Below are 23,045 nucleotides of genomic sequence, written 5' to 3'. Positions count from 1 at the left end.
AGGCCCTAGGTCCGGGCGGTCCGGGTGCCCGAGCCGGTGAAGCCGATGCGGACGAGCGCGTCGGCCGCGTCGCGGTCCAGGAGGACCGCCGAGCCGCAGCCGGCCGGGAGCCGGCCCTGGTCGATGGCGCGCAGCAGTCGGGCGGCGGCCCGGCGGTGGCGCAGGAAGGCGTAGCGCGAGACGCCCCGGCCGCGGGCGCGCTGGCCCGCGCGGGCGGCGTCCGGGGTGACGTCGAGGACCAGCAGGTGCAGCCGGCCGCCGCGGCGGCGCGCCTCGCGGGCCAGCCAGGCCCGCACCCAGCTCTGGGTGCCGCAGTCGTGCACCACCAGGCCCTCGCCGGTGCGCAGGGCCCGGCGCAGCCCGGCGTAGTGGGCGAGGCGGACCAGGGGGCGGTAGAGGGCGTACGGCAGCAGGCGAGGGGCGCGGGTGTCGAAGCGGTCGCGGGTGTCCTGGGAGTCGATGCGCGGGCCGCGCACCGTGCGGCTCATGAGCGTGGACTTGCCGCTGCCCGGCAGGCCGGTGATCACGACGAGGTCGTGGGGACCGAAGAGCAGGGCGCGGGGGCTGTGGCCGGCCCGGGAGCGCAGGTCGCGGACGACCGCTGGGTTCTCCAGGGCGGGGGCGGTGGACTGCTCGGGCAGTGTGAGGCCCGACGTGGTCGCGTAGGCCGTGGTCCTGTTCACGTCATCGTCCTCCCCTGAGGTCACCTGGTGGCCTCCCCGTCGAGTGTAAAGAGAAGGTAATGCCCGGTGCCTCGCGTTTTCGTACGCGTACCGCCACAGCCCGGTTACAGATGCGGCCCTGCCGCGAGGCGGGGCGGCGTGCAATGATGGGCGCGCCAACTGCATACCGGCCGTTTGAATCCGCGCGGGAGAGTTCCCAGCCTGGCTGGGGCGCCGAAGGAGCAAGTCCCTCCCTTGAATCTCTCAGGCCCCGTTACCGCGCGGGCGAGGCACATCTGAAAAGCGGGTCCCCCACCGTGGGGCCCCCACCCAAGGTGCAAGCCGTGCATCGCCCCCGTGGCGGTTTCGGCGAACCTCTCAGGTTCCGATGACAGATGGGGAGGAATGACCTCACTTGTCATCGCCCTGGGAGACGACCGTCCGATGAGCAGCACTGAATCCCGAGAACCGCGCCGCACCGCGCTGGACGCCCTGCACCGTTCGCTCGGCGCGACGATGACCGACTTCGCCGGCTGGGACATGCCGCTGCGCTACGGGTCCGAGCGCGAGGAGCACCTCGCGGTGCGCACCAGGGCCGGGCTGTTCGACCTCTCCCACATGGGCGAGATCACCGTGACCGGCGCCGAGGCGGCCGCGTTCCTCAACCACGCGCTGGTCGGCAACATCGCCTCCGTGGGCGTGGGCCGCGCCCGCTACACCATGATCTGCCAGGCCGACGGCGGCATCCTGGACGACCTGATCGTCTACCGGCTGGACGAGACCGAGGCCGCTTCACCGACCTACATGGTGGTGGCCAACGCCTCCAACGCGCAGGTGGTTCTGGACGCGCTGACCGAGCGGGTGGCCGGCTTCGACGCCGAGGTGCGCGACGACCGGGACGCCTACGCGCTGCTCGCCGTCCAGGGCCCGGAGTCGCCCGGCATCCTGAAGTCGCTCACCGACGCCGACCTCGACGGCCTGAAGTACTACGCGGGACTGCCCGGCACGGTCGCCGGCGTCCCCGCGCTGATCGCCCGCACCGGCTACACCGGTGAGGACGGCTTCGAGCTGTTCGTGAAGCCGGAGCACGCGGTGGAGCTGTGGCAGGCGCTGACGAAGGCGGGCGAGGGCGCCGGTCTGATCCCGTGCGGTCTGTCCTGCCGCGACACCCTGCGCCTGGAGGCGGGCATGCCGCTGTACGGGCACGAGCTGACGACCTCGCTCACCCCCTTCGACGCCGGGCTCGGCCGGGTGGTGAAGTTCGAGAAGGACGGCGACTTCGTCGGCCGTACGGCGCTGGAGGCCGCCGCCGAGCGGGCCGCCTCCGCCCCGCCACGCGTCCTGGTCGGCCTGGTCGCCGAGGGGCGCCGGGTGCCGCGCGCCGGATACCCGGTGGTCGCCGGCGGCCAGGTGGTCGGCGAGGTCACCTCCGGCGCGCCCTCCCCCACCCTGGGCAAGCCGATCGCGATGGCGTACGTCGACGCCGCGCACGCCGCGCCGGGCACGCCGGGCGTCGGTGTGGACATCCGGGGCAGCCACGAGCCGTACGAGGTCGTGGCGCTGCCCTTCTACAAGCGTCAGAAGTAGCCGCGGGCCCGGGTCCGCGTGACCCTGGGCACATCCGCGCTGCTCGTCCCCGCGTTTCGCGGTCCCCCATTCATCAGCACTCCCTCGCGTACAGGAGAATTCAGGCCATGAGCAACCCCCAGCAGCTGCGCTACAGCAAGGAGCACGAGTGGCTGTCGGCCGCCGAGGACGGCGTGTCGGCGATCGGCATCACGGAGCACGCGGCCAACGCGCTCGGCGATGTCGTCTTCGTCCAGCTCCCCGAGGTCGGTGCCACGGTGACCGCGGGTGAGACCTGCGGCGAACTGGAGTCGACCAAGTCGGTCTCCGACCTGTACTCCCCGGTCAGCGGTGAGGTCACCGAGGTCAACGAGGACGTGGTGAACGACCCGTCGCTGGTGAACTCGGCCCCCTTCGAGGGCGGCTGGCTGTTCAAGGTCCGCGTCACGGACGAGCCGGCCGACCTGCTCTCCGCCGACGAGTACGACGCCCACATCGCCGGCTGAGGAGACGTATGTCCGTCCTGAACACGCCCCTGCACGAGCTCGACCCGGAGGTCGCCGCCGCGGTCGACGCCGAGCTGCGCCGCCAGCAGTCCACGCTGGAGATGATCGCCTCGGAGAACTTCGCCCCGCTGGCGGTCATGGAGGCGCAGGGCTCGGTCCTGACCAACAAGTACGCCGAGGGCTATCCGGGCCGCCGTTACTACGGCGGCTGCGAGCACGTCGACGTCGCCGAGCAGATCGCGATCGACCGGCTCAAGGAGCTGTTCGGCGCCGAGTACGCCAATGTGCAGCCCCACTCCGGTGCCTCCGCCAACCAGGCGGCCCTGTTCGCCCTCGCCCGGCCCGGCGACACCATCCTGGGCCTGGACCTGGCGCACGGCGGTCACCTGACCCACGGCATGCGGCTCAACTTCTCCGGCAAGCAGTTCGACGTGGTCGCCTACCACGTGGACGACGCGGGCCTGGTGGACATGGCCGAGGTGGAGCGCCTCGCCAAGGAGCACCGCCCGAAGGTGATCATCGCCGGCTGGTCGGCGTACCCGCGGCAGCTGGACTTCGCCGAGTTCCGCCGGATCGCGGACGAGGTCGAGGCCTACCTGTGGGTCGACATGGCGCACTTCGCGGGTCTGGTGGCGGCCGGGCTGCACCCGAACCCGGTGGAGTACGCGGACGTGGTGACGTCGACGACCCACAAGACGCTGGGCGGTCCGCGCGGCGGCATCATCCTGGCGAAGAAGGACTTCGCGAAGAAGCTGAACTCGTCCGTGTTCCCGGGCTTCCAGGGCGGTCCCCTGGAGCACGTGATCGCGGCGAAGGCGGTCTCCTTCAAGGTCGCGGCGAGCGAGGAGTTCAAGGAGCGCCAGCGGCGCACGGTGGAGGGTGCGCGCATCCTCGCCGAGCGGCTGACCGCGCCGGACGCCCGCGAGGCCGGGGTGAACGTGCTGTCCGGCGGTACGGACGTGCACCTGATCCTGGTCGACCTGCGCGAGTCGGAGCTGGACGGTCAGCAGGCCGAGGACCGTCTCCACGAGGTCGGCATCACGGTCAACCGCAACGCCGTGCCCAACGACCCGCGTCCGCCGATGGTGACGTCGGGCCTGCGGATCGGCACGCCCGCGCTGGCCACCCGGGGCTTCACGGCCGAGGACTTCGCCGAGGTCGCGGACGTGATCGCCGAGGCCCTGAAGCCGTCCTACGACGTGGAGTCCCTGAAGGCCCGGGTCACCGCCCTGGCCGACAAGCACCCGCTGTACCCCGGCCTGAGCAAGTAGCAGTTCCCCGGTGGGGGCACCCGACGACGTGTGCCCCCACCCTTTTTTAAGGAGTTCCCGTGGCCATCTCGGTCTTCGACCTGTTCTCGATCGGCATCGGCCCGTCGAGCTCCCACACGGTCGGCCCGATGCGTGCGGCCCGCATGTTCGCCCGCCGACTGCGCGGCGAGGGCCTGCTGTCCTGCGTCGCCTCGGTCCGCTCCGAGCTGTACGGCTCGCTGGGCGCGACCGGGCACGGCCACGGCACGCCCAAGGCGGTGCTCCTCGGACTGGAGGGCGACTCGCCGCGCACGGTGGACGTCGAGACGGCCGACGAGCGGGTGGAGGCGATCAGGGCCACGGGGCGGCTGCGCCTGCTGGGCGAGCACGAGATCCCGTTCTCCTACGACGACGACATGGTGCTGCACCGCCGCAAGGCGCTGCCGTACCACGCGAACGGCATGACGCTGTGGGCGTACGACGCCTCCGGCGCCGAGCTGCTGTCGAAGACGTACTACTCGGTCGGCGGCGGGTTCGTCGTGGACGAGGACGCGGTCGGCGCGGACCGCATCAAACTGGACGACACGGTCCTGAAGTACCCCTTCCGCACGGGCGACGAGCTGCTGCGGCTGACGCGGGAGACCGGTCTGTCGATCTCCTCGCTGATGCTGGAGAACGAGCGGGCCTGGCGGACTGAGGAGGAGATCCGCGCGGGTCTGCTCGACATCTGGCAGGTGATGCGGGCGTGCGTGTCGCGCGGCATGACCCGCGAGGGCATCCTGCCGGGCGGTCTGCGGGTGCGCCGCCGGGCGGCGATGACGGCCCGGCAGCTCCGGGCGGAGGGCGATCCGCTGGCGCACGCCATGGAGTGGATCACGCTCTACGCGATGGCCGTGAACGAGGAGAACGCGGCGGGCGGCCGGGTGGTGACCGCCCCGACGAACGGCGCGGCCGGCATCATCCCCGCGGTGCTGCACTACTACATCGACTTCGTGCCGGGTGCCGACGAGGACGGTGTGGTCCGCTTCCTGCTGGCGGCCGGCGCGATCGGCATGCTCTTCAAGGAGAACGCGTCCATCTCCGGCGCCGAGGTCGGCTGCCAGGGCGAGGTCGGCTCCGCGTGCTCGATGGCCGCGGGCGCGCTGGCCGAGGTGCTCGGCGGCTCCCCGGAGCAGGTGGAGAACGCGGCCGAGATCGGCATGGAGCACAACCTCGGCCTCACCTGCGATCCGGTCGGCGGCCTGGTCCAGATCCCGTGCATCGAGCGCAACGGCATGGCCGCCGTGAAGGCCGTGACCGCCGCCCGCATGGCGATGCGCGGCGACGGCTCCCACAAGGTCTCCCTCGACAAGGTCATCAAGACCATGAAGGACACCGGCGCCGACATGTCGGTGAAGTACAAGGAGACGGCGCGGGGCGGTTTGGCGGTCAACATCATCGAGTGCTGAGAGCAGGGGCTCTGGACAGCGCTTCCGTACCGGGGCAGTTACAGGCCTGGGCCGACTGATGGGTTCCCGGCAGACGACCTCACCACCGGGCAGGCGCTCATGCCGTCCCCTTCCGGATGCCCAGGCCCGTGACATAGGCGGCCTGGCCGTCGAGGAACCCGTCGGCGTACAGCTTCCTGGGCGCGAACACCGCGGTCAGGGTCAGACGCCACTGGGATCTCTCCACGTCGTGGTCCACCAGGGAGTGGGTGGCGCCGGGGTAGCGCGTGATCTTCAGGGACGTGGGCGGCAGTGCCTCACGGTAGACGGCCTCGGTCTCGGCGACGTCCACGTTCACGTCATGGCCGGCCAGCACCAGCAGGACGGGCGTGCCTCCCATCGCCCGCAGGTCCGCGGTCGCGTCCGACCTGTAGTTCCTGGTGACGAACGACCAGCGTGCGGGCGTCATCGCGTCCACGTCACCGACCGCTCTCCGGTACTCGGAGTAGGACGCCTCACGCTCCAGCAGGCGCAGGGTGGTCGCCCGGCGGCGCAGTGCCGCTTCCTTCTCCTCGGCAGTGGCGCCGTCGCGGTCCAGCTCGGCGAGCAGGTTGTACCGGCCCTGGCGCAGCCAGTTGACCGCCGGGGAGACGGCGATGACGAACTGCAGGCGGGGGTCGCGCGCGGCGACCTTGGGCAGCACCCAGCCGGCCTGGCTCGCTCCCCACAGACCGATGCGCCGCCCGTCGATGTCCGGGCGGCCACGTGCCCAGGCCACGGCGGCCCGTGTCTCCTCCGCCCGGTCCTCCATGCTCTGGGCCAGCCAGTCGCCCTGCGAACCTCCGATTCCCGGCTTGCTGAACGACAGCGAGGCGTACCCGGCACGGGCGAAGGCCTCCCACATCGGCCGGTAGAACGTCTCATGCGTCGCGTCCACTGGTCCGTCGCCGTGGACGAAGACGACCAGGCCGAACGGCCCGTCACCCCTCTCGGGCAGGGCGAGCACGCCCTGCAGGAGCTTTCCCTCGTGCCACAGCGACACCTTCTCCTCCCGCAGCGCGTAGGTGTTCTGCCACGCCACCACCCCCGCTAGGGCGGCGGTCACCACCAGAGCGCCCACCAGCGTCCACACCATCCGGCGCGCTGCGCGCCGCCTGGGCATCCGAAATCTCACGAACAGACCCCGCCTTCGAATCGGTTGTTTCTTTAACGCTCGTTGCTAGAATGAACGTACTTGATCCGATCAGGCAAGCGGATCGTGCACCGTGATCCGACTGCGGGAGGAGCGGCATGGAGACGCCGAAAGGCAGGCCGACGGCGGAAACCGGCGGGCCGGTGGTGCGCCGGAACGTGCGCAGGGGCGAGGAGGAGCGGGTGTCGGCGCTGTACTGGGAAGCGTTCGGCCGCAAGCTGGCGCCAGCCCTCGACCCGCCTGCGGTGGGGCGCCGGTTCATCGCGAACCACCTGCATCACGACCGGGGCATCGTCGCGCTCGACGGGGAGCGGGTGGTCGGCGTGGCCGGATACCGGCTCAGCGGCCGTGCGTTGACCGGCGGTGGCGTGACGGACGTTCTGTCGACCTACGGACTGTTCCGGGGCCTGCCCCGCCTCGCGGTCCTCACCCTGTTCGAGAGGACGCCTGCCGACGGTGAACTGGTCATGGACGGAATCGCCGTGGACGCGACACACCGTGGGAGGGGTATCGGCAGCCTGCTGCTGAAGGAGATCGCGGCCGTGGCGGCCGACAACGGCTGCCGCCGGGTCCGCCTGGACGTCATCGACGTCAACCCCCGCGCCAGGGCACTGTACGAACGGCATGGCTTCGCCGCCGTCCGCACCGAGAAGACCCCCTACCTGCGGCGCCTGTTGGGCTTCGGTGCGGTCACGACCATGCACCGTGAGATCACATCGGCGGACGCGACGGAAGAAGGACGAGAGCGGTGAACGCGCACACACCCGCGCCCCCGGCCGACGACCCGGCCGGCCCGACGGAGATCCCCACTCGGCTGCTCGTGCACGCCCTCGTCCGCGAGGACGGAACTGTCGACGCCGAACAGCTCTACACCGTCGCCCGTCTGATGGGCATGACCGACCAGCAGGTCAGACTCTGCGTCAGACGCCTCGTCGGCGAAGGACGCTTCACCCAGGAGGGCCGTGGCCGCAAGGCCACACTGCGCGCCGTCGCCGACGTCAGCGGGTCCCTGGCACCGGACGCCGCGTATGTCCGCCACGCCTACCGGCAGGATGCCGGGCTCGCCCCATGGCCCGGCACGTGGCACCTGTTCGCCTTCGCCGTTCCCGAACCCCGTCGCGCCGCCCGCGACGCACTGCGCGAGCACCTCCTCCACCTCGGCGCGGCAGCCGTCCAGAGCGGCCTGTACGTCACCGCCAACCCCGTCGCCGAACTCGTTCGGGCTCACGCCGCCCGCCTCGGCGTCCTCGACACGCTCACCTGCCTGACGACCACCGACCTACGCATCGGCGACACCACCGAACCTCGGGCGCTCGCGGCCGCCCTGTGGCCCCTGGACGAGATCGCCGCCCGGCACACCCACCTCGCGGCCTTCGCCGAAGCCCGCCTCGACCGCCTCACCCGCGGGCCGGAACCCTCGGACGCGGAACGGCTCACCACCACCGTGGAACTCGCCGCCCGCTTCACCTCGGCGATGGCCCCCGATCCCCTCCTGCCTCCCGAACTCCTGCCCCAGCCCTGGCCCGGCAGCCGCGCCCGCCGCCTGACCGCCGACTGCTGGCGCCGTCTCCGCGCCCCCCGGCCGGCCGGCCACACCCCGGACCTGCGCCTGTTCGCGCTGTACTCCGACGCGCTGGGCCCGGCAGACGACGGGTAGAACCCCGGAAGAGGCGAGTAGCGAGCGCAGCCACTGACGCCACAGCCCGCGACATGGCCGGACCGCTGCGGGTGCTGGGCAAGGGCCGGGCCCCCCACTCAGGCGCGGAAGTCCGCCGGGCGTTCCGGGGACGCCTCGGCGAGGGCCGCGGTGACCTCGGCGACGCCGCCGCGCAGGCCGTAGACGGGGGTGCCGGGCTGCTGGCGCCAGGAGTCGTCGAGGCCGCCGGCGTCGACGGTGTCGAAGCCGAGTTCGTCGATGAGGGCGCGCACCGTGGCCTTGGCCTGCTCGTCGTCACCGGCGACGGGGAGCGCCCCGCGGTCGGCGGCGCCCGCGGGGCGGGGGCCGTCCAGGATGTCCTGGGCGTAGGTGCCGTTGAACGCCTTGACGACCGGGTGGCCGATGCGGCGCTCGGTCCAGCGGCTCTCGGTGAGGCCCTCGTCCTCGATCTCGGCGATCCGGCCGTCGCGCTGGCTCGGGTAGTAGTTGCCGGTGTCGATGACCGCGACCCCGTCGGCGGCCTCGGCGAGCAGGTCCTTCGGCAGGTCCGGGACGGCCTTCAGGGGGATCGCGACGACCACGACCTCGGCGCCCCGCGCGACGTCCGCCACGTCGAGGGGGGTGGCCCCGGTCTCCTGCGCCAGATCCTTGAGCGTGTGCGGGCCGCGCGAGTTGGCGACCGAGACGTCGTGCCCGAGCGCGGTGAGCCGCCGGGTCAGGTTGCCGCCGATGTTGCCCGCGCCGATGATGCCGATCTTCATGCCGGTCCCTCCAGGGGTTTCATGCACGCGCATATAATGGACGGTACTCGTCAACCCCAGGGGTACCCGGCGCATTCCCCGTCCGCCACCGACGACGGGGCCGGCCGCCAGAAGGCACCGGAAGGGTCACCCGGCCGGACGTCCACGTCCCGGCCGGGTGCCCCCCCGGCGACCGGTCACTTGCTCAGGTACGCCCAGAACTCGTCGAAGGAGAGGACCTTGTCCCCGTTGAGGTCCCGGGTCTTGATGATGGCCTCGGCGACTTCGTCGGTGACGTTCCAGTCACCGCCCTGGGCCAGGGCGGTCTTGAACTCGGCGGCGGTGATGACCCCGTCGCCGTCCGCGTCGATCCGCTGGAACTGCTTGCGCGCTTCTTCGATGTCCGCCACCGAACCGCCCCTTATATCCCGTAACTGTCATGTGCAGGCATGATTGCCGCAGGTCAGATTAACGGGCCGCGCGGACCCGCCGTACGGCACCCGGTCGAGGAGGGGCGATGGAAACCCTGCGGGGCATTCTGGACGCGGCGGCGCGGGGCGTCTTCCCCGAGCCCGACGGAGGAATCACGGTCGTGCCGCAGCCGTCGGCCCGGGACGCGGGGGTGGTGTCCTTCACCGCGCACTCGGTCGTCTTCACCGACGAGGACCCCCGCTGGGTGCGCCGGGCGCTGGCCGCGAGCGACTGCGATCCGCTCGCCGCGAGCATGAACCCGCGGTTCCTGGCCGCGTTCCTGGAGCGGACGTGCCGGGTCACCGAGTGCGTGGACGCGGTGCTGGTCGGCACCCCGCTGGCGGGTGAGCCGCCGGTGGTGCTGAAGGAGGTCACGGACCCGGGGCACCCGCGGATCGCGTACGCCCTCCGGCGGCGGGACGCAGTGCGCGCCTGGACGGCCGAGGCGGGCGGGGTGCTGGTGATCGGCCGGGGCGTGGCGGGCCGCCTGGAGGTGTCGGTGGAGGTCGGCGCGGACGCACGGCACCGGGGGCTGGGGCGGTCACTGGTGACCGCGGCCCGGCACCTGGTCGCCGAGCCGCTGTGGGCGCAGGTGGCACCGGGGAACGCCCGCAGTCTGCGGGCGTTCCAGGCGGCGGGCTACCGTCCGGTGGGCTCGGAGGCGCTGCTGCGCCCGCGCTGAGCCGGACCGGCCGGACCGGGTCAGCGGAAGATGCCGGTGTGGCCCAGCGAGTAGCGGCCCGGCTGCGGGTAGACCGCGAGGCCGTGCGGGCCGCTGCCGACCTTGATGCGGGCGAGCTGTTCGCCGGTGCGGGTGTCGATGGCGTACACCTCGGCGTCGTAGCGCCCGGACAGCCACAGGACCTTGCCGTCGGCCGAGACGCCGCCCATGTCGGGGCTGCCGCCGTGCGGCAGCCGCCACTTCTTGGTCAGCTTGTTCTGCGTGAAGTCGAAGACGGAGATCGTGCCCTCGCCCCGGTTGGAGACGTACATCTCGCGGGAGTCGCGGCTGACGTAGAGGCCGTGGGCGCCCTTGCCGGTGGGCAGCAGCTCGGGGGTGGCGAAGGTGTCGCCGTCGAGGACCCACATGCCGTCGGCCACCATGTCGGCGATGTAGAACCGCTTGCCGTCGGGCGAGACCTTCACGTCCTGCGGCATGGCCCCCTTGAACGGCAGTTTCTGCTGTCCGACCACCGTCATCTTCTCGGTGTCGACCTTCAGCAGTTCGCCGCTGAACTCGCAGGAGACGATGAAGTAGCGTCCGTCGAGCGAGAAGTCGGCGTGGTTGACGCCGTAGCAGGTGACCGGTTCGGTCTTGACCCGCTTCATGGTGTGCGGGTCGCGGAAGACGAGTTCACGGTCGAGGGAGGCCATCACGACGGCGTACTTGCCGTTGGGCGTGAAGTACAGGTTGTAGGGGTCGTGCACCTTCACCGGGTCGCCCGCCTTGCCCGTGCTGGGGTCGATGGGGGTGAGGGTGTGGCCGCGGTTGTTGTTGACCCACAGGGTCTTCAGGTCCCAGGACGGCACGACGTGCTGGGGCTGGCGGCCGACCGGAATGGTCTCGATGATCTTGTATGTCTTCGGGTCGATGACCGAGACGGTGTCCGACTCGGTGTTGGGGACGTAGACCCGCGAGGGGAAGTCCTTCACCACCGGGGAGAGCCGGTTCGGCCGGTCGGCGGCGTACACGTCCTTCGGGTCGAGGACCGGGGGCATGCCGGGCAGCCCCTGGACGGCCGGCTTCTCGACGGGCGGGGGCACGGCGGCCCTGGTGGCCTCGGCGGTCCGGTGCCGGGTCTCGCTGCCGCAGCCGGCGAGCACGGCGAGGGCGGTGAGCGCGGCCGTGGCGGTCAGGGTCCGGGTGAGGAGGGTGGGACGCATCAGCTGAGCAGCTCCGTGGTGGTCACCGCGCGCAGTCCGCGGCGGTCGAGTTCTTCCAGCAGGTCGGGGAGGGCGGCGACGGTGTCGGCGTACCCGAAGTGCAGGCTCACCACTGATCCGGGGCGGATCTCGGCGAGGACCTTGCGGGTGACGGCGGGGGCGCCGGGCGCGGTGAAGTCGAGGGAGTCGACGTCGTACGAGAGGACGTGCGGATAGCCCGCGGCTTGGGCGAGGCGGGTGACGAGCGGGGAGGCGCGGACGGCGCGCGAGGGCCGGAACCAGGTGCCGATGGATCCGGTGAGGCGGCTCAGCCGCTCGGCGCAGCCGGCGATCTCCGCGCGGGCCTCGGCCTCGCTCATGGCGTTGATGTCGAGGTGGCGGTGGGTGTGGTTGCCGAGGTCGTGACCGCCGTCCAGGACGCGGCGGGCGAGAGCGGGGTGGGCGTCCAGCCAGGTACCGACGGCGAGGACGGTGAGCCGGGCCCCGTGCCGTTCGGCCTCGGCGAGGACGGCCCGGGCGGTTCCCGGATCGCCGCCGCCGTGGAAGGTGAGGGCGACCCGGGGACGGTCGCGCGGGCCGTGGTCGATCTGGCCGGGCTGCCCGGGGAAGCGGCGCGGGGCGAGGGCCGCCGGGGCGCGGGCCGGGGCGGGCGCCCGGGAGGTGGCCGCGGACGCCTCGGAGGGCGCGGCCCGGCGGTCGCCGGCGCTCCCGGCTCGGGAGCACCCGCCGGCGAGAGAGCCGGCGGCGACCAGCCCGGCGCCGGTCCGCAGGGCGGTGCGGCGGTCGGTGGGAGTCACCCGCACCATTTAAGGCGCAAAGCGGTGCAAAACGGGCCATTCACCCACCCGGGGGCAGGGGCGCCGCCGACGCGGCGCCTCAGCCCACGCCCCCGACCGCCGGCCCCGTACTCCCTCAGTCGGCCACCCGCAGCAGCAGCACCGTCCGGGCCGGGACGGTGATCTCGGTACCGCCCCGGTGGGTCACCCCCGCGTCCGCCCCCTGCTCCTCCCCCGACGTGTCGACCAGCACCTCGTACGTCAGGGCCCACGGCGGCCCGGGCAGCACGAAGCTCACCGGCCGCTCCCCGGCGTGCAGCACCGCGAGGAAGCTGTCGTCGCGGATCGGGGCGCCCCGCTCGTCCCGGCCGGGGATGTCGCGGCCGGAGAGGTACATGCCGAGGGTGGCGGCGGGGGCGTACCAGTCGCCCTCGGTCATCTCGGTGCCGCGCGCGGTGAACCAGGCGAGGTCGCGCAGGCCGTCCGCCGAGTGCGCCCGGCCGGAGAAGAACGCCCGGCGGCGCAGCACCGGGTGCCGGTGGCGCAGTGCGATCAGCCGTGAGGTCAGGTCGAACAGGGCCCGCCAGCCGGGCTCCGCCAGCAGACCCCAGTCGATCCAGCTGATCTCGTTGTCCTGGCAGTAGGCGTTGTTGTTGCCGCGCTGGGTGCGGCCCATCTCGTCGCCGGCGACCAGCATCGGCACGCCGGTCGACAGCAGCAGCGTGGTCAGCAGGTTGCGGACCTGCCGGCGGCGCAGGGCGCCGGTCCGGCCGTCGTCGGTCTCGCCCTCGGCGCCGCAGTTCCAGGACCGGTTGTCGTCGGTGCCGTCCCGGTTGCCCTCGCCGTTGGCCTCGTTGTGCTTGCGCTCGTACGACACCAGGTCGCGCAGGGTGAAGCCGTCGTGCGCGGTGACGAAGTTGACGGAGGCGTAGGGCCGGCGGCCGCCCCAGGCGTACAGGTCGCTGGAGCCGGACAGCCGGTAGCCCATCTCGCGCACGTCGGGCAGCGCGTGGCGCCAGAAGTCGCGCACGGCGTTGCGGTAGCGGTCGTTCCATTCGGTCCACAGCGGCGGGAACGCCCCGACCTGGTAGCCGCCGGAACCGACGTCCCAGGGCTCGGCGATCAGCTTCACCCGGCGCAGCACCGGGTCCTGGGCGATCACCGCGAGGAACGGCGAGAGCATGTCGACGTCGTGCATGGAGCGGGCCAGGGCCGCCGCGAGGTCGAAGCGGAAGCCGTCGACGCCCATCTCGGTCACCCAGTAGCGCAGCGAGTCGGTGATGAGCCGCAGCACCTGGGGCCGGACGACGTGCAGCGTGTTGCCGCAGCCGGTGTAGTCGGCGTACCGGCGCGCGTCCGACTGCAGCCGGTAGTAGCCGCGGTTGTCGATGCCCTTCAGCGAGAGCGTGGGGCCGTACTCGCCGGCCTCCGCGGTGTGGTTGTAGACCACGTCGAGGATGACCTCGATGCCGGCCGCGTGCAGGGCGCGCACCATCCGCTTGAACTCGCCGACCTGCTGTCCGGTGGTACCGGAGGCGGCGTAGCCGGCGTGCGGGGCGAAGTAGCCGATGGAGTTGTAGCCCCAGTAGTTGCGCAGGCCCCGGCCGAGCAGGTGGTCCTCGTGGGCGAACTGGTGGACGGGGAGCAGCTCGACGGCCGTGACGCCGAGCTTCGTCAGGTGCTCGATCGCCGCGGGGTGGGCGAGACCGGCGTAGGTGCCGCGCAGGTGCTCGGGGATGTCGGGGTGCAGCTTGGTGAAGCCGCGCACGTGCAGCTCGTAGATCACCGAGTCGGCCCAGGGCGTCTTGGGGCGGCGGTCGTCGGACCAGTCGTCGTCGTCGTGGACCACGACGCCCTTGGGGACGTGCGGCGCGGAGTCCCGGTCGTCGCGCACGGTGTCCGCGATGTGCTGCTGGGGCCAGTCGCGGACATGGCCGTAGACCTCGGGCGGCAGGGTGAACTCTCCGTCCACCGCTCGGGCGTACGGGTCGAGGAGCAGCTTCGCCGGGTTCCAGCGGCCGCCGGTCCAGGGGTCCCACCGGCCGTGCACCCGGTAGCCGTAGCGCTGGCCGGGGAGTACGCCGGGCACGAAGCCGTGCCAGATCTCGTGGGTGAGTTCGGTGAGGGGGGCCCGGGTCTCGCTGCCCTGCTCGTCGAAGAGGCACAGCTCGACCGCCTCCGCGCCGCCCGCCCACAGCGCGAAGTTGGTGCCGGCGACGCCGTCCGGGCCGACCCGGTAGCGGGCGCCGAGCGGCGTGGGCGCGCCGGGCCGCACGGGGACGGCGGGCAGCCGGCGCGGGGCGCCGTTCGGCGCGGCCGCGTCCGGTCCGGTGGGCGCGGGCGGGCCGGCCGACGTGGCGCGGTCGGCCGTGGCATGGTCGGCCGGCGTGGCGGGTCGCCCCGCCACCGCCTCCTGCTCGGCTGCGCTGGACACCTGTCAGCCCCTTTGGTCGGCTCGTGGTGACGCGGGCACGGGGCGGCGGCGTCCCTGCCGCCGGTCCCGGTCGCGGCACCCTCCCCCTGTTCTGCCCATCGCGCGGGTCGCACTCACGTTTCCCCGGAGCACACCCGTCGTTGGTCACCGCGTGAAGTACGTACACGGGCGCGCGCGGCGCGCGGGGGCCGCACTGGCCGCCGTATTGACATGGGCAGGACTGATGTGCGGGGCGGCCGGGTGTTCCGGTGACGCGCCCGGCGGACTGGACGGGATGCTCGGCAAGCACCGGGCGGCCGAGGAGCTCATCCGGGTCACCCCGGACGACGGCGCCCGGGGCGTGCGCGCCGGGCAGCGGCTGCGGGTGCGGGTGCCGGACGGGCGGCTGGAGTCGGTGCGGGTGACGCGCTCCCAGGACGCCCAGGAGACCGAGGTGCCCGGCGCCGTCTCCGCCGACGGGCGGACCTGGCGGCCCGCCGACGACCGGCTGGCGCCGGCCGCCCGCTACTCGGTGGACGCGGTCGCCGTCGACGGCGAGGGCCACCGCTCGGCCCGGCACACCACCTTCACCACCTTCGTCCCCGAGGAACGCTTCGTCGCCTACGTCACCCCCGAGCACCGGGCCACGGTCGGCACCGGGATGATCGTCTCCCTGGAGTTCAACCGGGAGATCGAGAACCAGGTGGCCGTCGAGCGGGCGGTGCGGGTGACAGCGAAGCCGGCCGTGGAGATCCGGCCGCACTGGTTCGGCAGGGACCGCCTCGACTTCCGCCCCCGCTCCTACTGGAAGCCCGGCACCCGGGTCACCGTCGACCTGCGGCTGCGGGACGTGGAGGGGGCGCCGGGGGTGTACGGGCTGCAGCACCGGACGTACTCGTTCACCGTCGGCCGCCACCAGGTGGCCCTGGTGGACGCGGCCCGGCACACCATGGAGGTGCGGCGCGACGGCCATCTGCTGGCCACGGTGCCGGTCACGGCCGGGGCCCCGAAGACGACGACGTACAACGGGAAGATGGTGGTGACCGAGATGCTGGAGGTCACCCGTATGAACAGCCGTACGGTCGGCTTCGGCGGCGAGTACGACATCCCGGACGTGCCGCACGCCATGCGGCTGACCGACTCGGGGACCTTCCTGCACGGCAACTACTGGGCGGCCGACGACACCTTCGGCCGGACCAACGTCAGCCACGGGTGCGTGGGCCTGCGGGACGTCAAGGGCGGCGGGTCGGACACCCCGGCGGGCTGGTTCTTCGACCGCAGCCTCGTCGGGGACGTCGTCGAGGTCGTGCACAGCGAGGACAAGCGGGTGGCTCCGGACAACGGGCTCGGCGGCTGGAACATGTCGTGGCGCGCCTGGGTGGCCGGCGGCGCGGCGAAGTGACCCCTTCGTTACCAAGGTCGATGTTGGGACGGAACGGTGACATTCGCGGCCTCTTCGGGCCCCTGACCTTGTGGTTAATATGCGCCAGTGCGCGTGGGAGACGCGCGGGGGTGCGGGTTCCGGTCAGGGCCCGGCGAGGGGAGAGAACAAGTGAAGGTGCGACCGATATCGGGGGCGTCGGTTGGCGCGCGCCGCACGGCCCGGGGCCGGACGGCACTGCTCGTCGGCGGTCTGCTGCTCGCGGTGACCGCCTGCGGCGGGGGCGGCGGCTCACAGGCGGAAGCCGAGGCGCAGGACGGCAAGGGGCAGGCGTCGGCGCAGCCGGCAGGCGGACAGTCGGAGGCCGTGGTCACCATCGCGCCGGAGAACGGTGCCACGTCGGTCGACACCAGCGGCACGCTGAAGGTCACCGCCGCCAAGGGCAGGCTCACCGAGGTCGTCGTCAAGGACGACGAGGGCACCCGGGTCGACGGCACGATCACTGCCGACGGCAGCGGCTGGACGCCCGCCACGCACCTGGCCGCCGCCACCAAGTACCAGGTGCACGCGGTCGCGAAGGACTCGGCGGGGCGGACCGCCGCCGAGGACTCCGCGTTCACCACGCTGACGCCGGCCAACACGTTCATCGGCACCTTCACCCCGGAGGACGGCTCCACGGTCGGTGTCGGCATGCCGTTCTCGGTGCGCTTCACCCGGGGGATCACCCACCCGGACGCCGTGGAGAAGGCCATCGAGATCAAGACCGAGCCGGCCGTGGACGTCCAGGGCCACTGGTTCGGCAACGACCGGCTCGACTTCCGTCCCGAGCAGTACTGGAAGGCCGGCACCAAGGTCACGGTCAGGCTCAACCTGGACGGGGTCGAGGGCCGCGACGGGGTGTACGGCAAGCAGTCCAAGACGGTGTCCTTCACCATCGGCCGCGACCAGGTCTCGATCGTGGACGCCAAGAAGCTCACCATGCAGGTCACGCAGGAGGGCAAGGTCGTCAAGACGCTCCCGGTGACCACCGGCAAGGCCGGGTACGCCACCTGGAACGGGCAGATGGTCATCAGCGAGAAGTTCGCGGTGACCCGGATGAACGGCGACACGGTCGGCTACGACGGCGAGTACGACATCAAGGACGTCCCGCACGCCATGCGGCTGACCGACTCCGGCACCTTCGTGCACGGCAACTACTGGGGCGGCGACGCCTTCGGCAACTACAACGCCAGCCACGGCTGCGTCGGCCTGCGCGACGTGCGCGGCGGCTACGACAGCGGGGTGCCGGCCGCGTGGTTCTTCAACCACTCGATGGTCGGTGACGTGGTGGTCGTGAAGAACTCCACCGACCCGACGGTCGCCGCGTCCAACGGGCTCAACGGCTGGAACATGCCGTGGGAGGAGTGGACGAAGTAGCCGTCCGCTCCCCCGGGCCCGGTGCTGTGACCCACGGCACCGGGCCCGTTGTCGTTAGTGGCCGTTAACCTGCTGGCATGACCGTGAATCTCGAAGTCGCCGAGGGCGTCGGCACGATCCGCCTCGACCGCCCGCCCATGAACGCGCTGGACGTCGCCACGCAGGACCGGCTGAAGGAGCTCGCCGAGGAGGCCACGCGCCGCGAGGACGTGCGCGCGGTGATCCTCTACGGCGGGGAGAGGGTGTTCGCGGCCGGCGCGGACATCAAGGAGATGCAGGCGATGGACCACACGGCGATGGTCCTGCGCGCCCGCGCGCTGCAGGACTCCTTCACCGCGGTGGCCCGGATTCCCAAGCCGGTGGTCGCGGCGGTGACCGGGTACGCGCTCGGCGGCGGCTGCGAGCTGGCGCTGTGCGCGGACTACCGGATCGCCGGGCAGAACGCCAAGCTGGGCCAGCCGGAGATCCTGCTCGGCCTGATCCCGGGTGCCGGCGGCACCCAGCGGCTGTCCCGGCTGGTCGGGCCCTCCCGGGCGAAGGACCTGATCTTCACGGGTCGGATGGTGACGGCGGACGAGGCGCTCGCGCTGGGTCTGGTGGACCGCGTCGTACCGGCCGAGGAGGTGTACGCCCAGGCGCACGCGTGGGCGGCGAAGCTGGCGCAGGGTCCGGCGCTCGCGCTGCGCGCGGCGAAGGAGGCGGTCGACACGGGTCTGGAGACGGACATCGAGACGGGCCTCGCGGTGGAGCGGAACTGGTTCGCCGGCCTGTTCGCCACCGAGGACCGGGAGCGGGGGATGCGCAGCTTCGTGGAGGAGGGGCCGGGCAAGGCGAAGTTCCTGTGAGACGCGTCTCGCCGCGTTCCCGCCGTCGTCTCCGCCGGAGCCCTTGCAATTGACGGGGCGTCTGGCCCGGGTCCCCCGATGGGGCGGTTTATGGGAGCCTTAAGGCGACCTTAAGCCTGTTGTGTCGGGGGGCTCCGCCCTTGGGCCGGTGAAGCGTCGCCGCCGCAGGTCAGAGGTGTCGGCCGCACCCGCGACATACCTGCGGCACATGCCGCCGACACGATCCGGAATGGTCGCTTCCGGGGGGCGCATTACGGCAGAACGGCCACGGAGCGGTCCTGGGACGGCCATGATGGGGGCATGGCGGGGCTGGAGGGTATCGGACAGCCGCGGGGGCCCGGGCGTGTGGACGCGGCGCGCTGGTCGCCCGCGATCGAGGACGAACGGGCGCTCAAGGCGATCGAGTTGTTCGGCGATCCGACGGAGGCGGAGGTTCCGCTCCCCTCCCGCCCGGAATCGGCGGCCACCGCCCGCCGCCTCACCCAGGTGGTGGTGCTGCGCCACTGGGGGCTGTCGCCCAAGCTGACCGAGGACGCGGTCCTGCTCGTCTCCGAACTCGTCGGCAACGCCGTACGGCACACCGGCGCCCGGGTGTTCGGGCTGCGGATGCGCCGCCCCCGGGGCCGCATCCGCGTCGAGGTCCGCGACCCCTCGCGGGGACTGCCCTGTCTGTTACCCGTGCAGGAGCTGGACGTCAGCGGGCGCGGCCTCTTCCTCGTCGACAAGCTCTCCGACCGGTGGGGCGTGGATCTGCTGCCGCGCGGCAAGACGACCTGGTTCGAGATGCGGGTCGGCGACCGCTGACGGGCCGAGCGGTGCCCCGGACGCGGGACGTAGGTCCAGCGGAGGAGGGTGAACCGGGCGAAACTCGGTGGGCCGGGCCGGTGCGCTGTCCGTAGGCTCGGATCCGATGTCTGCGACCAGTGCAACCAGCGAGGACCGGTCCGTCGTACGGACGTTGCTGCGGCTGTGGCCCTATGTGCGGCCGGTGCGGGCGCGGCTGTTCACCGCCGCCTTCGTCGCCGTGGTCGCCTCCTGCACGGGGCTGGTGATCCCCCTCGTGCTGAAGTGGCTCGTGGACGGGCCGGTCGCCGACCGTGACCCCGGCGGGGTGTGGCTCGGCGCGCTGTTCCTGCTGCTGCTCGGGCTCGGCGAGGCGCTGCTGTTCGGGCTGCGGCGGTGGCTGGTGGCGCGGCCGCTGTCGCACGTCGAGGCGGAGATGCGGGCGGATCTGTACCGGCGTCTGCAGCGGCTGCCGGTCGCCTTCCACGATCGGTGGGCCTCCGGTCAGCTGCTGTCCCGGGGCACCACCGATCTGATGCTGCTGCGCATGTTCCTCGCGTTCCCGTTGACGTTCCTGCTGGTCAACGGGGTGACCATCCTGGTCGGCGTGGTCATCATGCTGCTGCAGGACTGGACGCTCGGGCTGGTGATCCTCGGGCCGGCCGTGCCCGTGATGGTGACCTGCGTGGTCTTCGAGAAGCGGTACTCCGCGGTGGCCCGGCGGGCGCAGGACCAGGTGGGCGATCTGACGACGGTCGTCGAGGAGAGCGTCCTCGGGATCCGCATCATCAAGGGGTTCGGGCGCCACCGCAGCCAGGCGCGCGCGTTCCGGGAGCTGTCGGGGACGCTGCGGGGCACCGAGCTGCGCAAGGCCCGGCTGCTGGCGGTGATCTGGGGGGTCATCGTCACCCTGCCGGAGGCCGCGATCGGGGCGGCCCTGGTGGTGGGGGTGGTGCAGGTCGCGGACGGGGCGCTGTCCGCGGGGACGCTGGTCGCCTTTCTGTCGACCGCGCTCGCCCTGCGGTGGCCCGTGGAGTCGATCGGGTTCCTGCTGGCGATGAGCCAGGAGGCGGCGACGGCCACCGAGCGGTACTTCGAGGTGATGGACGTGGAGCCGGAGGGCGGGGGGCCGGCGGCGAGCGGGGCGCGCGGCCCGGCGCCGCGGGGCGCGGCCCGGCCCGACGGCATCCGGTTCGAGGGCGTCGGTTTCCGCTACCCGGACGCGGCGCCCGACTCGCCCCCCGTGCTCGACCGGATCGATCTGCACATCCGGCCCGGGGAGTCGATGGCGCTGGTGGGTGCCACGGGCAGCGGGAAGACGACGCTCACCGCGCTGGTGCCGCGGCTGCACGAGGTGAGCGCCGGGCGGATCACACTCGACGGGCGGGACATCGCCGGGATGCCGCGGCAGGAGCTGCGCTCCCTGGTCTCCGTGGCGTTCGAGGAGCCGACGCTGTTCTCCGCGAGCGTCGGGGACAACGTACTGATGGGGACCGGCGGTGGGGCGGGCGCCGCCGAGCTGGAGCGGGCGCTCGCCGTCGCGCAGGCGGACTTCGTGGCCGGGCTGCCGCAGGGCCCGGACACCCAGGTCGGCGAGCAGGGGCTCAGCCTGTCCGGTGGTCAGCGGCAGCGGCTGGCGCTGGCCCGGGCGGTCGTGGGCAGGCCCCGCTTCCTGGTGCTGGACGACCCGCTGTCCGCACTCGACGTGCACACCGAGGCCGCCGTGGAGGCCGCGCTGCGCCAGGTGCTGGCCGAGACCACGGCCCTGATCGTGGCGCACCGGCCGTCCACCGTGCTGCTCGCCGACCGGGTGGCCCTGCTGTCCGGCGGCCGGATCACCGCCGTGGGCACCCACCAGGAACTGCTGCGCGGCAACGCCGAGTACGCCCGTCTGATGTCCGGGGCCGGGGACGCCGCCGGGTACGAGGAGGTCCACCGCCGATGACCGCGCCGACGACACCCGCCCCGGCCGCGCCGGACGAGGAGGACCGCAGCCCCGCGGGCACGAGCGCCGGCGACCCGTTCGACCGGGACGTCCTGCCGACCCCGCCGGGAGCCACCGCCGCCCTGCTGCGCTCGCTGCTCGCCCCGATGCGGGCCCGGGTCGCGGTGACCACGCTCCTGCTGCTGCTCCAGCAGGCGGCGGTGCAGGCGGGTCCGCTGCTGGTGGCGTACGCCATCGACCGTGCCGTGCCGGCGCTGCGCGAGCGCGACGACGCGGGGCCGCTGGTGGCGGTGGCGGCCGGGTACCTGTTGTGCGCGCTGACCTCCGGGGTGCTCCAGTACGCGTTCGTCGTCGCGTCCGCGCGGGTCAACCAGGACGTGCTGCTGGACCTGCGCGGCCGGATCTTCCGGCACGCGCAGGCGCTGAGCGTCGACTTCCACGAGCGGTACACCTCGGGCCGGCTGATCTCCCGCTCGACGACGGACGTGGAGTCGCTGCGGGAGCTGCTGAACGAGGGCCTGCAGGAGCTGGTCACCGTCGTGCTGTCCTTCGTGTACATCTCGGCGATGCTGCTCTGGCTGGACCTGGGGCTCGGCGGCGTGGCGGTGGCCTCGTTCGTGCCGCTGTACCTGCTGGTGCGGGGGTACCGGCGGCGGGCCGGGCGGGTGTACCGGGCGCGGTCGACGGCGATCGCGGCGGTGATCGTGAAGTTCGTGGAGACGATGAACGGCATCCGGCCGGTGCGCGCGTTCCGCCGGGAGGCCGTCAACGACGCGGAGTTCGCCGAGCTGAACCGGCGGCACGAGCGGACCAACGGGGACGCCCTGCTGGAGATGGCCCGCTACGTGGTCACCTCGCGGGTGGTCGCCAACACGGCGGTGGCGCTGATCGTGCTGTGGGGCGCCTACCGGGTGGCGGACGGCACGCTGGCGCTCGGCGTGCTGGCCGCCGCGGTGCTGTACCTGCGCCGCCTGTACGACCCGATCGACCGGCTCGGCATGTTCCTGAACTCCTACCAGTCGGCGGCCGCCTCGCTGGAGAAGATCGCGGGGCTGCTGGCGCAGACCCCGTCGGTCCCGGAGCCGTCGGTGGCGCGGGAACTGCCGCCGCGCCGGGGGGAGTTCCCGGGCCGGGAGGTCGTCTTCGACTCGGTGGCCTTCGGCTACCGGACCGGCGGCGAGGTGCTGCCCCGGTTCGATCTGACCCTGCCGGCCGGGCAGACGGTCGCGGTGGTCGGCTCGACCGGCGCGGGCAAGTCCACCCTGGCCAAGCTGCTGGCCCGGTTCTACGACCCGACCGAGGGGCGGGTGCTGCTGGACGGCGTCGACCTGCGGGAGCTGCCTGTGCCGGAGCTGCGGCGCGGGGTGGTGATGGTCACGCAGGAGGCGTTCCTGTTCTCCGGGACGGTCGCCGACAACATCGCCCTCGGGCGGCCGGACGCCGGCCGGGCGGAGATCGAGCGGGCCGCCAAGGCGATCGGGGCGCACGAGTTCATCAGCGCGCTGCCCGAGGGCTACGACACGGACGTGCGCAAGCGGGGCGGCCGGATCTCCGCCGGCCAGCGTCAGCTCGTGGCGTTCGCGCGGGCGCTGCTCGCCGACCCGGCGGTGCTGATCCTGGACGAGGCGACCAGCTCGCTGGACATCCCCGGTGAGCGGGCCGTGCAGCGGGCCATGGCGACGGTGCTGCGGGGCCGTACGGCCGTGGTGATCGCCCACCGGCTGTCCACTGTCGAGATCGCGGACCGGGTGCTGGTGATGGAGCGCGGCCGCATCGTCGAGGACGGCACCCCTGCCGAACTGATCGCGGGCACCGGCCGCTTCGCGGACCTGCACCGGGCGTGGCGGGACAGCCTGGCCTGAACCGCACGCCCGCCGGCCCCTCGGCCGGCCCACCTGCTGACATAGCGTCAGCAGGTGAACTTCGCCCCAACTGTCCGCATACCGGATGCCATCTCCCGGACAACGGACTGTTTCCGGCCAAGTTTCTGACGCGCTCCTGACAGAAACCGCGGTCTCCTGCCACGCTTCCCAGTGCCGGTCCACAGCAACCCCACTTGCCCCACCCCGGACCCGGCCACCCCGCACGCACTCCGTACACCCCGTTCTGCCCGGTCGGCCCACCCGTCGGC

General features: G+C 72.5%; 20 protein-coding genes and 2 riboswitches. Of the genes, 13 read left to right on the top strand and 7 right to left on the bottom strand.

The window, feature by feature from the left end; genetic code table 11:
• Nucleotides 1–5: 5 nt before the first annotated feature.
• Nucleotides 6–683, bottom strand: coding sequence for an AAA family ATPase (locus AC3ET3_RS23500; RefSeq protein ID WP_432137886.1), 678 nt, complete (start codon nucleotides 681–683; stop codon nucleotides 6–8).
• Between the two features lie 175 nt (nucleotides 684–858).
• Nucleotides 859–952, top strand: a riboswitch (glycine riboswitch).
• Nucleotides 953–1,067: riboswitch (glycine riboswitch) on the top strand.
• Nucleotides 1,068–1,106: 39 nt separating this feature from the next.
• On the opposite strand from AC3ET3_RS23500, the gene gcvT reads away from it, so the two are divergent.
• The 4 genes from gcvT to AC3ET3_RS23480 all read left to right on the top strand — a co-directional run bounded on the left by gcvT (nucleotide 1,107) and on the right by AC3ET3_RS23480 (nucleotide 5,432).
• Nucleotides 1,107–2,249, top strand: a complete 1,143-nt coding sequence (gene gcvT, locus AC3ET3_RS23495; protein ID WP_432137887.1) for a glycine cleavage system aminomethyltransferase GcvT — start codon at nucleotides 1,107–1,109, stop codon at nucleotides 2,247–2,249.
• Nucleotides 2,250–2,356: 107 nt separating this feature from the next.
• Nucleotides 2,357–2,734 (top strand): glycine cleavage system protein GcvH, encoded by a 378-nt coding sequence (gene gcvH, locus AC3ET3_RS23490; protein WP_432137888.1) that lies wholly within the window; start codon nucleotides 2,357–2,359, stop codon nucleotides 2,732–2,734.
• An 8-nt stretch (nucleotides 2,735–2,742) separates the two neighbouring features.
• The gene (locus AC3ET3_RS23485; RefSeq protein ID WP_432137889.1) at nucleotides 2,743–4,005 is read left to right on the top strand and encodes a serine hydroxymethyltransferase; all 1,263 of its coding nucleotides are present in this window, start codon (nucleotides 2,743–2,745) and stop codon (nucleotides 4,003–4,005) included.
• A 59-nt stretch (nucleotides 4,006–4,064) separates the two neighbouring features.
• Nucleotides 4,065–5,432, top strand: coding sequence for an L-serine ammonia-lyase (locus AC3ET3_RS23480; RefSeq protein WP_432137890.1), 1,368 nt, complete (start codon nucleotides 4,065–4,067; stop codon nucleotides 5,430–5,432).
• A 97-nt stretch (nucleotides 5,433–5,529) separates the two neighbouring features.
• Here the strand turns inward: AC3ET3_RS23480 and AC3ET3_RS23475 are convergent, their stop codons facing one another.
• On the bottom strand, nucleotides 5,530–6,573 hold the full coding sequence (locus AC3ET3_RS23475; protein ID WP_435612825.1) for an alpha/beta hydrolase family protein: 1,044 nt from the start codon (nucleotides 6,571–6,573) through the stop codon (nucleotides 5,530–5,532).
• Nucleotides 6,574–6,701: 128 nt separating this feature from the next.
• Here AC3ET3_RS23475 and AC3ET3_RS23470 point away from each other — a divergent pair, with 128 nt between their 5' ends.
• Both AC3ET3_RS23470 and AC3ET3_RS23465 read left to right on the top strand, forming a co-directional pair.
• Nucleotides 6,702–7,355: a GNAT family N-acetyltransferase gene (locus tag AC3ET3_RS23470; RefSeq protein ID WP_432137892.1), complete on the top strand. Its 654-nt coding sequence runs from the start codon at nucleotides 6,702–6,704 to the stop codon at nucleotides 7,353–7,355.
• On the top strand, nucleotides 7,352–8,260 hold the full coding sequence (locus AC3ET3_RS23465) for a PaaX family transcriptional regulator C-terminal domain-containing protein (RefSeq protein WP_432137893.1): 909 nt from the start codon (nucleotides 7,352–7,354) through the stop codon (nucleotides 8,258–8,260). The genes AC3ET3_RS23470 and AC3ET3_RS23465 overlap by 4 nt, the downstream gene beginning before the upstream one ends.
• Before the next feature lie 98 nt (nucleotides 8,261–8,358).
• On the opposite strand, the gene AC3ET3_RS23460 is transcribed toward AC3ET3_RS23465, so the two are convergent.
• Nucleotides 8,359–9,021 carry an NADPH-dependent F420 reductase gene (locus tag AC3ET3_RS23460; protein WP_435612836.1) on the bottom strand — a complete coding sequence of 221 codons (663 nt, stop codon included), beginning with the start codon at nucleotides 9,019–9,021 and terminating at the stop codon, nucleotides 8,359–8,361.
• A 176-nt stretch (nucleotides 9,022–9,197) separates the two neighbouring features.
• Nucleotides 9,198–9,410, bottom strand: coding sequence for an EF-hand domain-containing protein (locus AC3ET3_RS23455; protein ID WP_432137894.1), 213 nt, complete (start codon nucleotides 9,408–9,410; stop codon nucleotides 9,198–9,200).
• A gap of 107 nt (nucleotides 9,411–9,517) precedes the next feature.
• On the opposite strand from AC3ET3_RS23455, the gene AC3ET3_RS23450 reads away from it, so the two are divergent.
• Entirely contained in the window at nucleotides 9,518–10,153 is a 636-nt protein-coding gene (locus AC3ET3_RS23450) for a GNAT family N-acetyltransferase (RefSeq protein WP_432157255.1), read from the top strand.
• Between the two features lie 20 nt (nucleotides 10,154–10,173).
• On the opposite strand, the gene AC3ET3_RS23445 is transcribed toward AC3ET3_RS23450, so the two are convergent.
• From AC3ET3_RS23445 to glgX, 3 genes are all read right to left on the bottom strand, one after another.
• Nucleotides 10,174–11,355, bottom strand: coding sequence for a YncE family protein (locus AC3ET3_RS23445; RefSeq protein ID WP_432137896.1), 1,182 nt, complete (start codon nucleotides 11,353–11,355; stop codon nucleotides 10,174–10,176).
• Nucleotides 11,355–12,161 carry a polysaccharide deacetylase family protein gene (locus AC3ET3_RS23440; RefSeq protein WP_435612824.1) on the bottom strand — a complete coding sequence of 269 codons (807 nt, stop codon included), beginning with the start codon at nucleotides 12,159–12,161 and terminating at the stop codon, nucleotides 11,355–11,357. Before AC3ET3_RS23440 ends, AC3ET3_RS23445 begins: the two co-directional genes overlap by 1 nt.
• 106 nt (nucleotides 12,162–12,267) lie before the next feature.
• A complete protein-coding gene (gene glgX, locus AC3ET3_RS23435; protein ID WP_432157257.1) occupies nucleotides 12,268–14,565 on the bottom strand; it encodes a glycogen debranching protein GlgX in 2,298 nt (765 codons plus the stop codon).
• Nucleotides 14,566–14,716: 151 nt separating this feature from the next.
• On the opposite strand from glgX, the gene AC3ET3_RS23430 reads away from it, so the two are divergent.
• From AC3ET3_RS23430 to AC3ET3_RS23405, 6 genes are all read left to right on the top strand, one after another.
• Nucleotides 14,717–15,946, top strand: coding sequence for a L,D-transpeptidase (locus tag AC3ET3_RS23430; protein ID WP_432137899.1), 1,230 nt, complete (start codon nucleotides 14,717–14,719; stop codon nucleotides 15,944–15,946).
• Nucleotides 15,947–16,096: 150 nt separating this feature from the next.
• Complete coding sequence (locus AC3ET3_RS23425) at nucleotides 16,097–17,341, top strand: L,D-transpeptidase (protein ID WP_432137900.1); 1,245 nt, start codon at nucleotides 16,097–16,099, stop codon at nucleotides 17,339–17,341.
• 77 nt (nucleotides 17,342–17,418) lie between these two features.
• Nucleotides 17,419–18,186: an enoyl-CoA hydratase/isomerase family protein gene (locus tag AC3ET3_RS23420; RefSeq protein WP_432137901.1), complete on the top strand. Its 768-nt coding sequence runs from the start codon at nucleotides 17,419–17,421 to the stop codon at nucleotides 18,184–18,186.
• A gap of 222 nt (nucleotides 18,187–18,408) precedes the next feature.
• Nucleotides 18,409–18,990 (top strand): ATP-binding protein, encoded by a 582-nt coding sequence (locus AC3ET3_RS23415; RefSeq protein ID WP_432137920.1) that lies wholly within the window; start codon nucleotides 18,409–18,411, stop codon nucleotides 18,988–18,990.
• Between the two features lie 106 nt (nucleotides 18,991–19,096).
• Entirely contained in the window at nucleotides 19,097–20,914 is a 1,818-nt protein-coding gene (locus AC3ET3_RS23410) for an ABC transporter ATP-binding protein (RefSeq protein ID WP_432137902.1), read from the top strand.
• Nucleotides 20,911–22,776 carry an ABC transporter ATP-binding protein gene (locus AC3ET3_RS23405; RefSeq protein ID WP_432137903.1) on the top strand — a complete coding sequence of 622 codons (1,866 nt, stop codon included), beginning with the start codon at nucleotides 20,911–20,913 and terminating at the stop codon, nucleotides 22,774–22,776. The genes AC3ET3_RS23410 and AC3ET3_RS23405 overlap by 4 nt, the downstream gene beginning before the upstream one ends.
• The last annotated feature ends 269 nt before the right edge of the window (nucleotides 22,777–23,045 follow it).

Source organism: Streptomyces sp. bgisy159, from assembly GCF_057707805.1.
The sequence above is the reverse complement of the archived record's forward strand: the minus strand, read 5'-3'. Positions and strand labels throughout refer to the sequence as shown.

What these genes read in the sequence shown, in the direction of transcription:
- AC3ET3_RS23440 (WP_435612824.1), bottom strand. Translation starts at nt 12,161, where the DNA reads ATGGTGCGGGTGACTCCCACCGACCGCCGCACCGCCCTGCGGACCGGC.
- AC3ET3_RS23410 (WP_432137902.1), top strand. Translation starts at nt 19,097, where the DNA reads ATGTCTGCGACCAGTGCAACCAGCGAGGACCGGTCCGTCGTACGGACG.
- AC3ET3_RS23475 (WP_435612825.1), bottom strand. Translation starts at nt 6,573, where the DNA reads ATGCCCAGGCGGCGCGCAGCGCGCCGGATGGTGTGGACGCTGGTGGGC.
- AC3ET3_RS23470 (WP_432137892.1), top strand. Translation starts at nt 6,702, where the DNA reads ATGGAGACGCCGAAAGGCAGGCCGACGGCGGAAACCGGCGGGCCGGTG.
- AC3ET3_RS23420 (WP_432137901.1), top strand. Translation starts at nt 17,419, where the DNA reads ATGACCGTGAATCTCGAAGTCGCCGAGGGCGTCGGCACGATCCGCCTC.
- AC3ET3_RS23485 (WP_432137889.1), top strand. Translation starts at nt 2,743, where the DNA reads ATGTCCGTCCTGAACACGCCCCTGCACGAGCTCGACCCGGAGGTCGCC.
- gcvT (WP_432137887.1), top strand. Translation starts at nt 1,107, where the DNA reads ATGAGCAGCACTGAATCCCGAGAACCGCGCCGCACCGCGCTGGACGCC.
- AC3ET3_RS23405 (WP_432137903.1), top strand. Translation starts at nt 20,911, where the DNA reads ATGACCGCGCCGACGACACCCGCCCCGGCCGCGCCGGACGAGGAGGAC.
- AC3ET3_RS23460 (WP_435612836.1), bottom strand. Translation starts at nt 9,021, where the DNA reads ATGAAGATCGGCATCATCGGCGCGGGCAACATCGGCGGCAACCTGACC.
- AC3ET3_RS23450 (WP_432157255.1), top strand. Translation starts at nt 9,518, where the DNA reads ATGGAAACCCTGCGGGGCATTCTGGACGCGGCGGCGCGGGGCGTCTTC.
- gcvH (WP_432137888.1), top strand. Translation starts at nt 2,357, where the DNA reads ATGAGCAACCCCCAGCAGCTGCGCTACAGCAAGGAGCACGAGTGGCTG.
- AC3ET3_RS23445 (WP_432137896.1), bottom strand. Translation starts at nt 11,355, where the DNA reads ATGCGTCCCACCCTCCTCACCCGGACCCTGACCGCCACGGCCGCGCTC.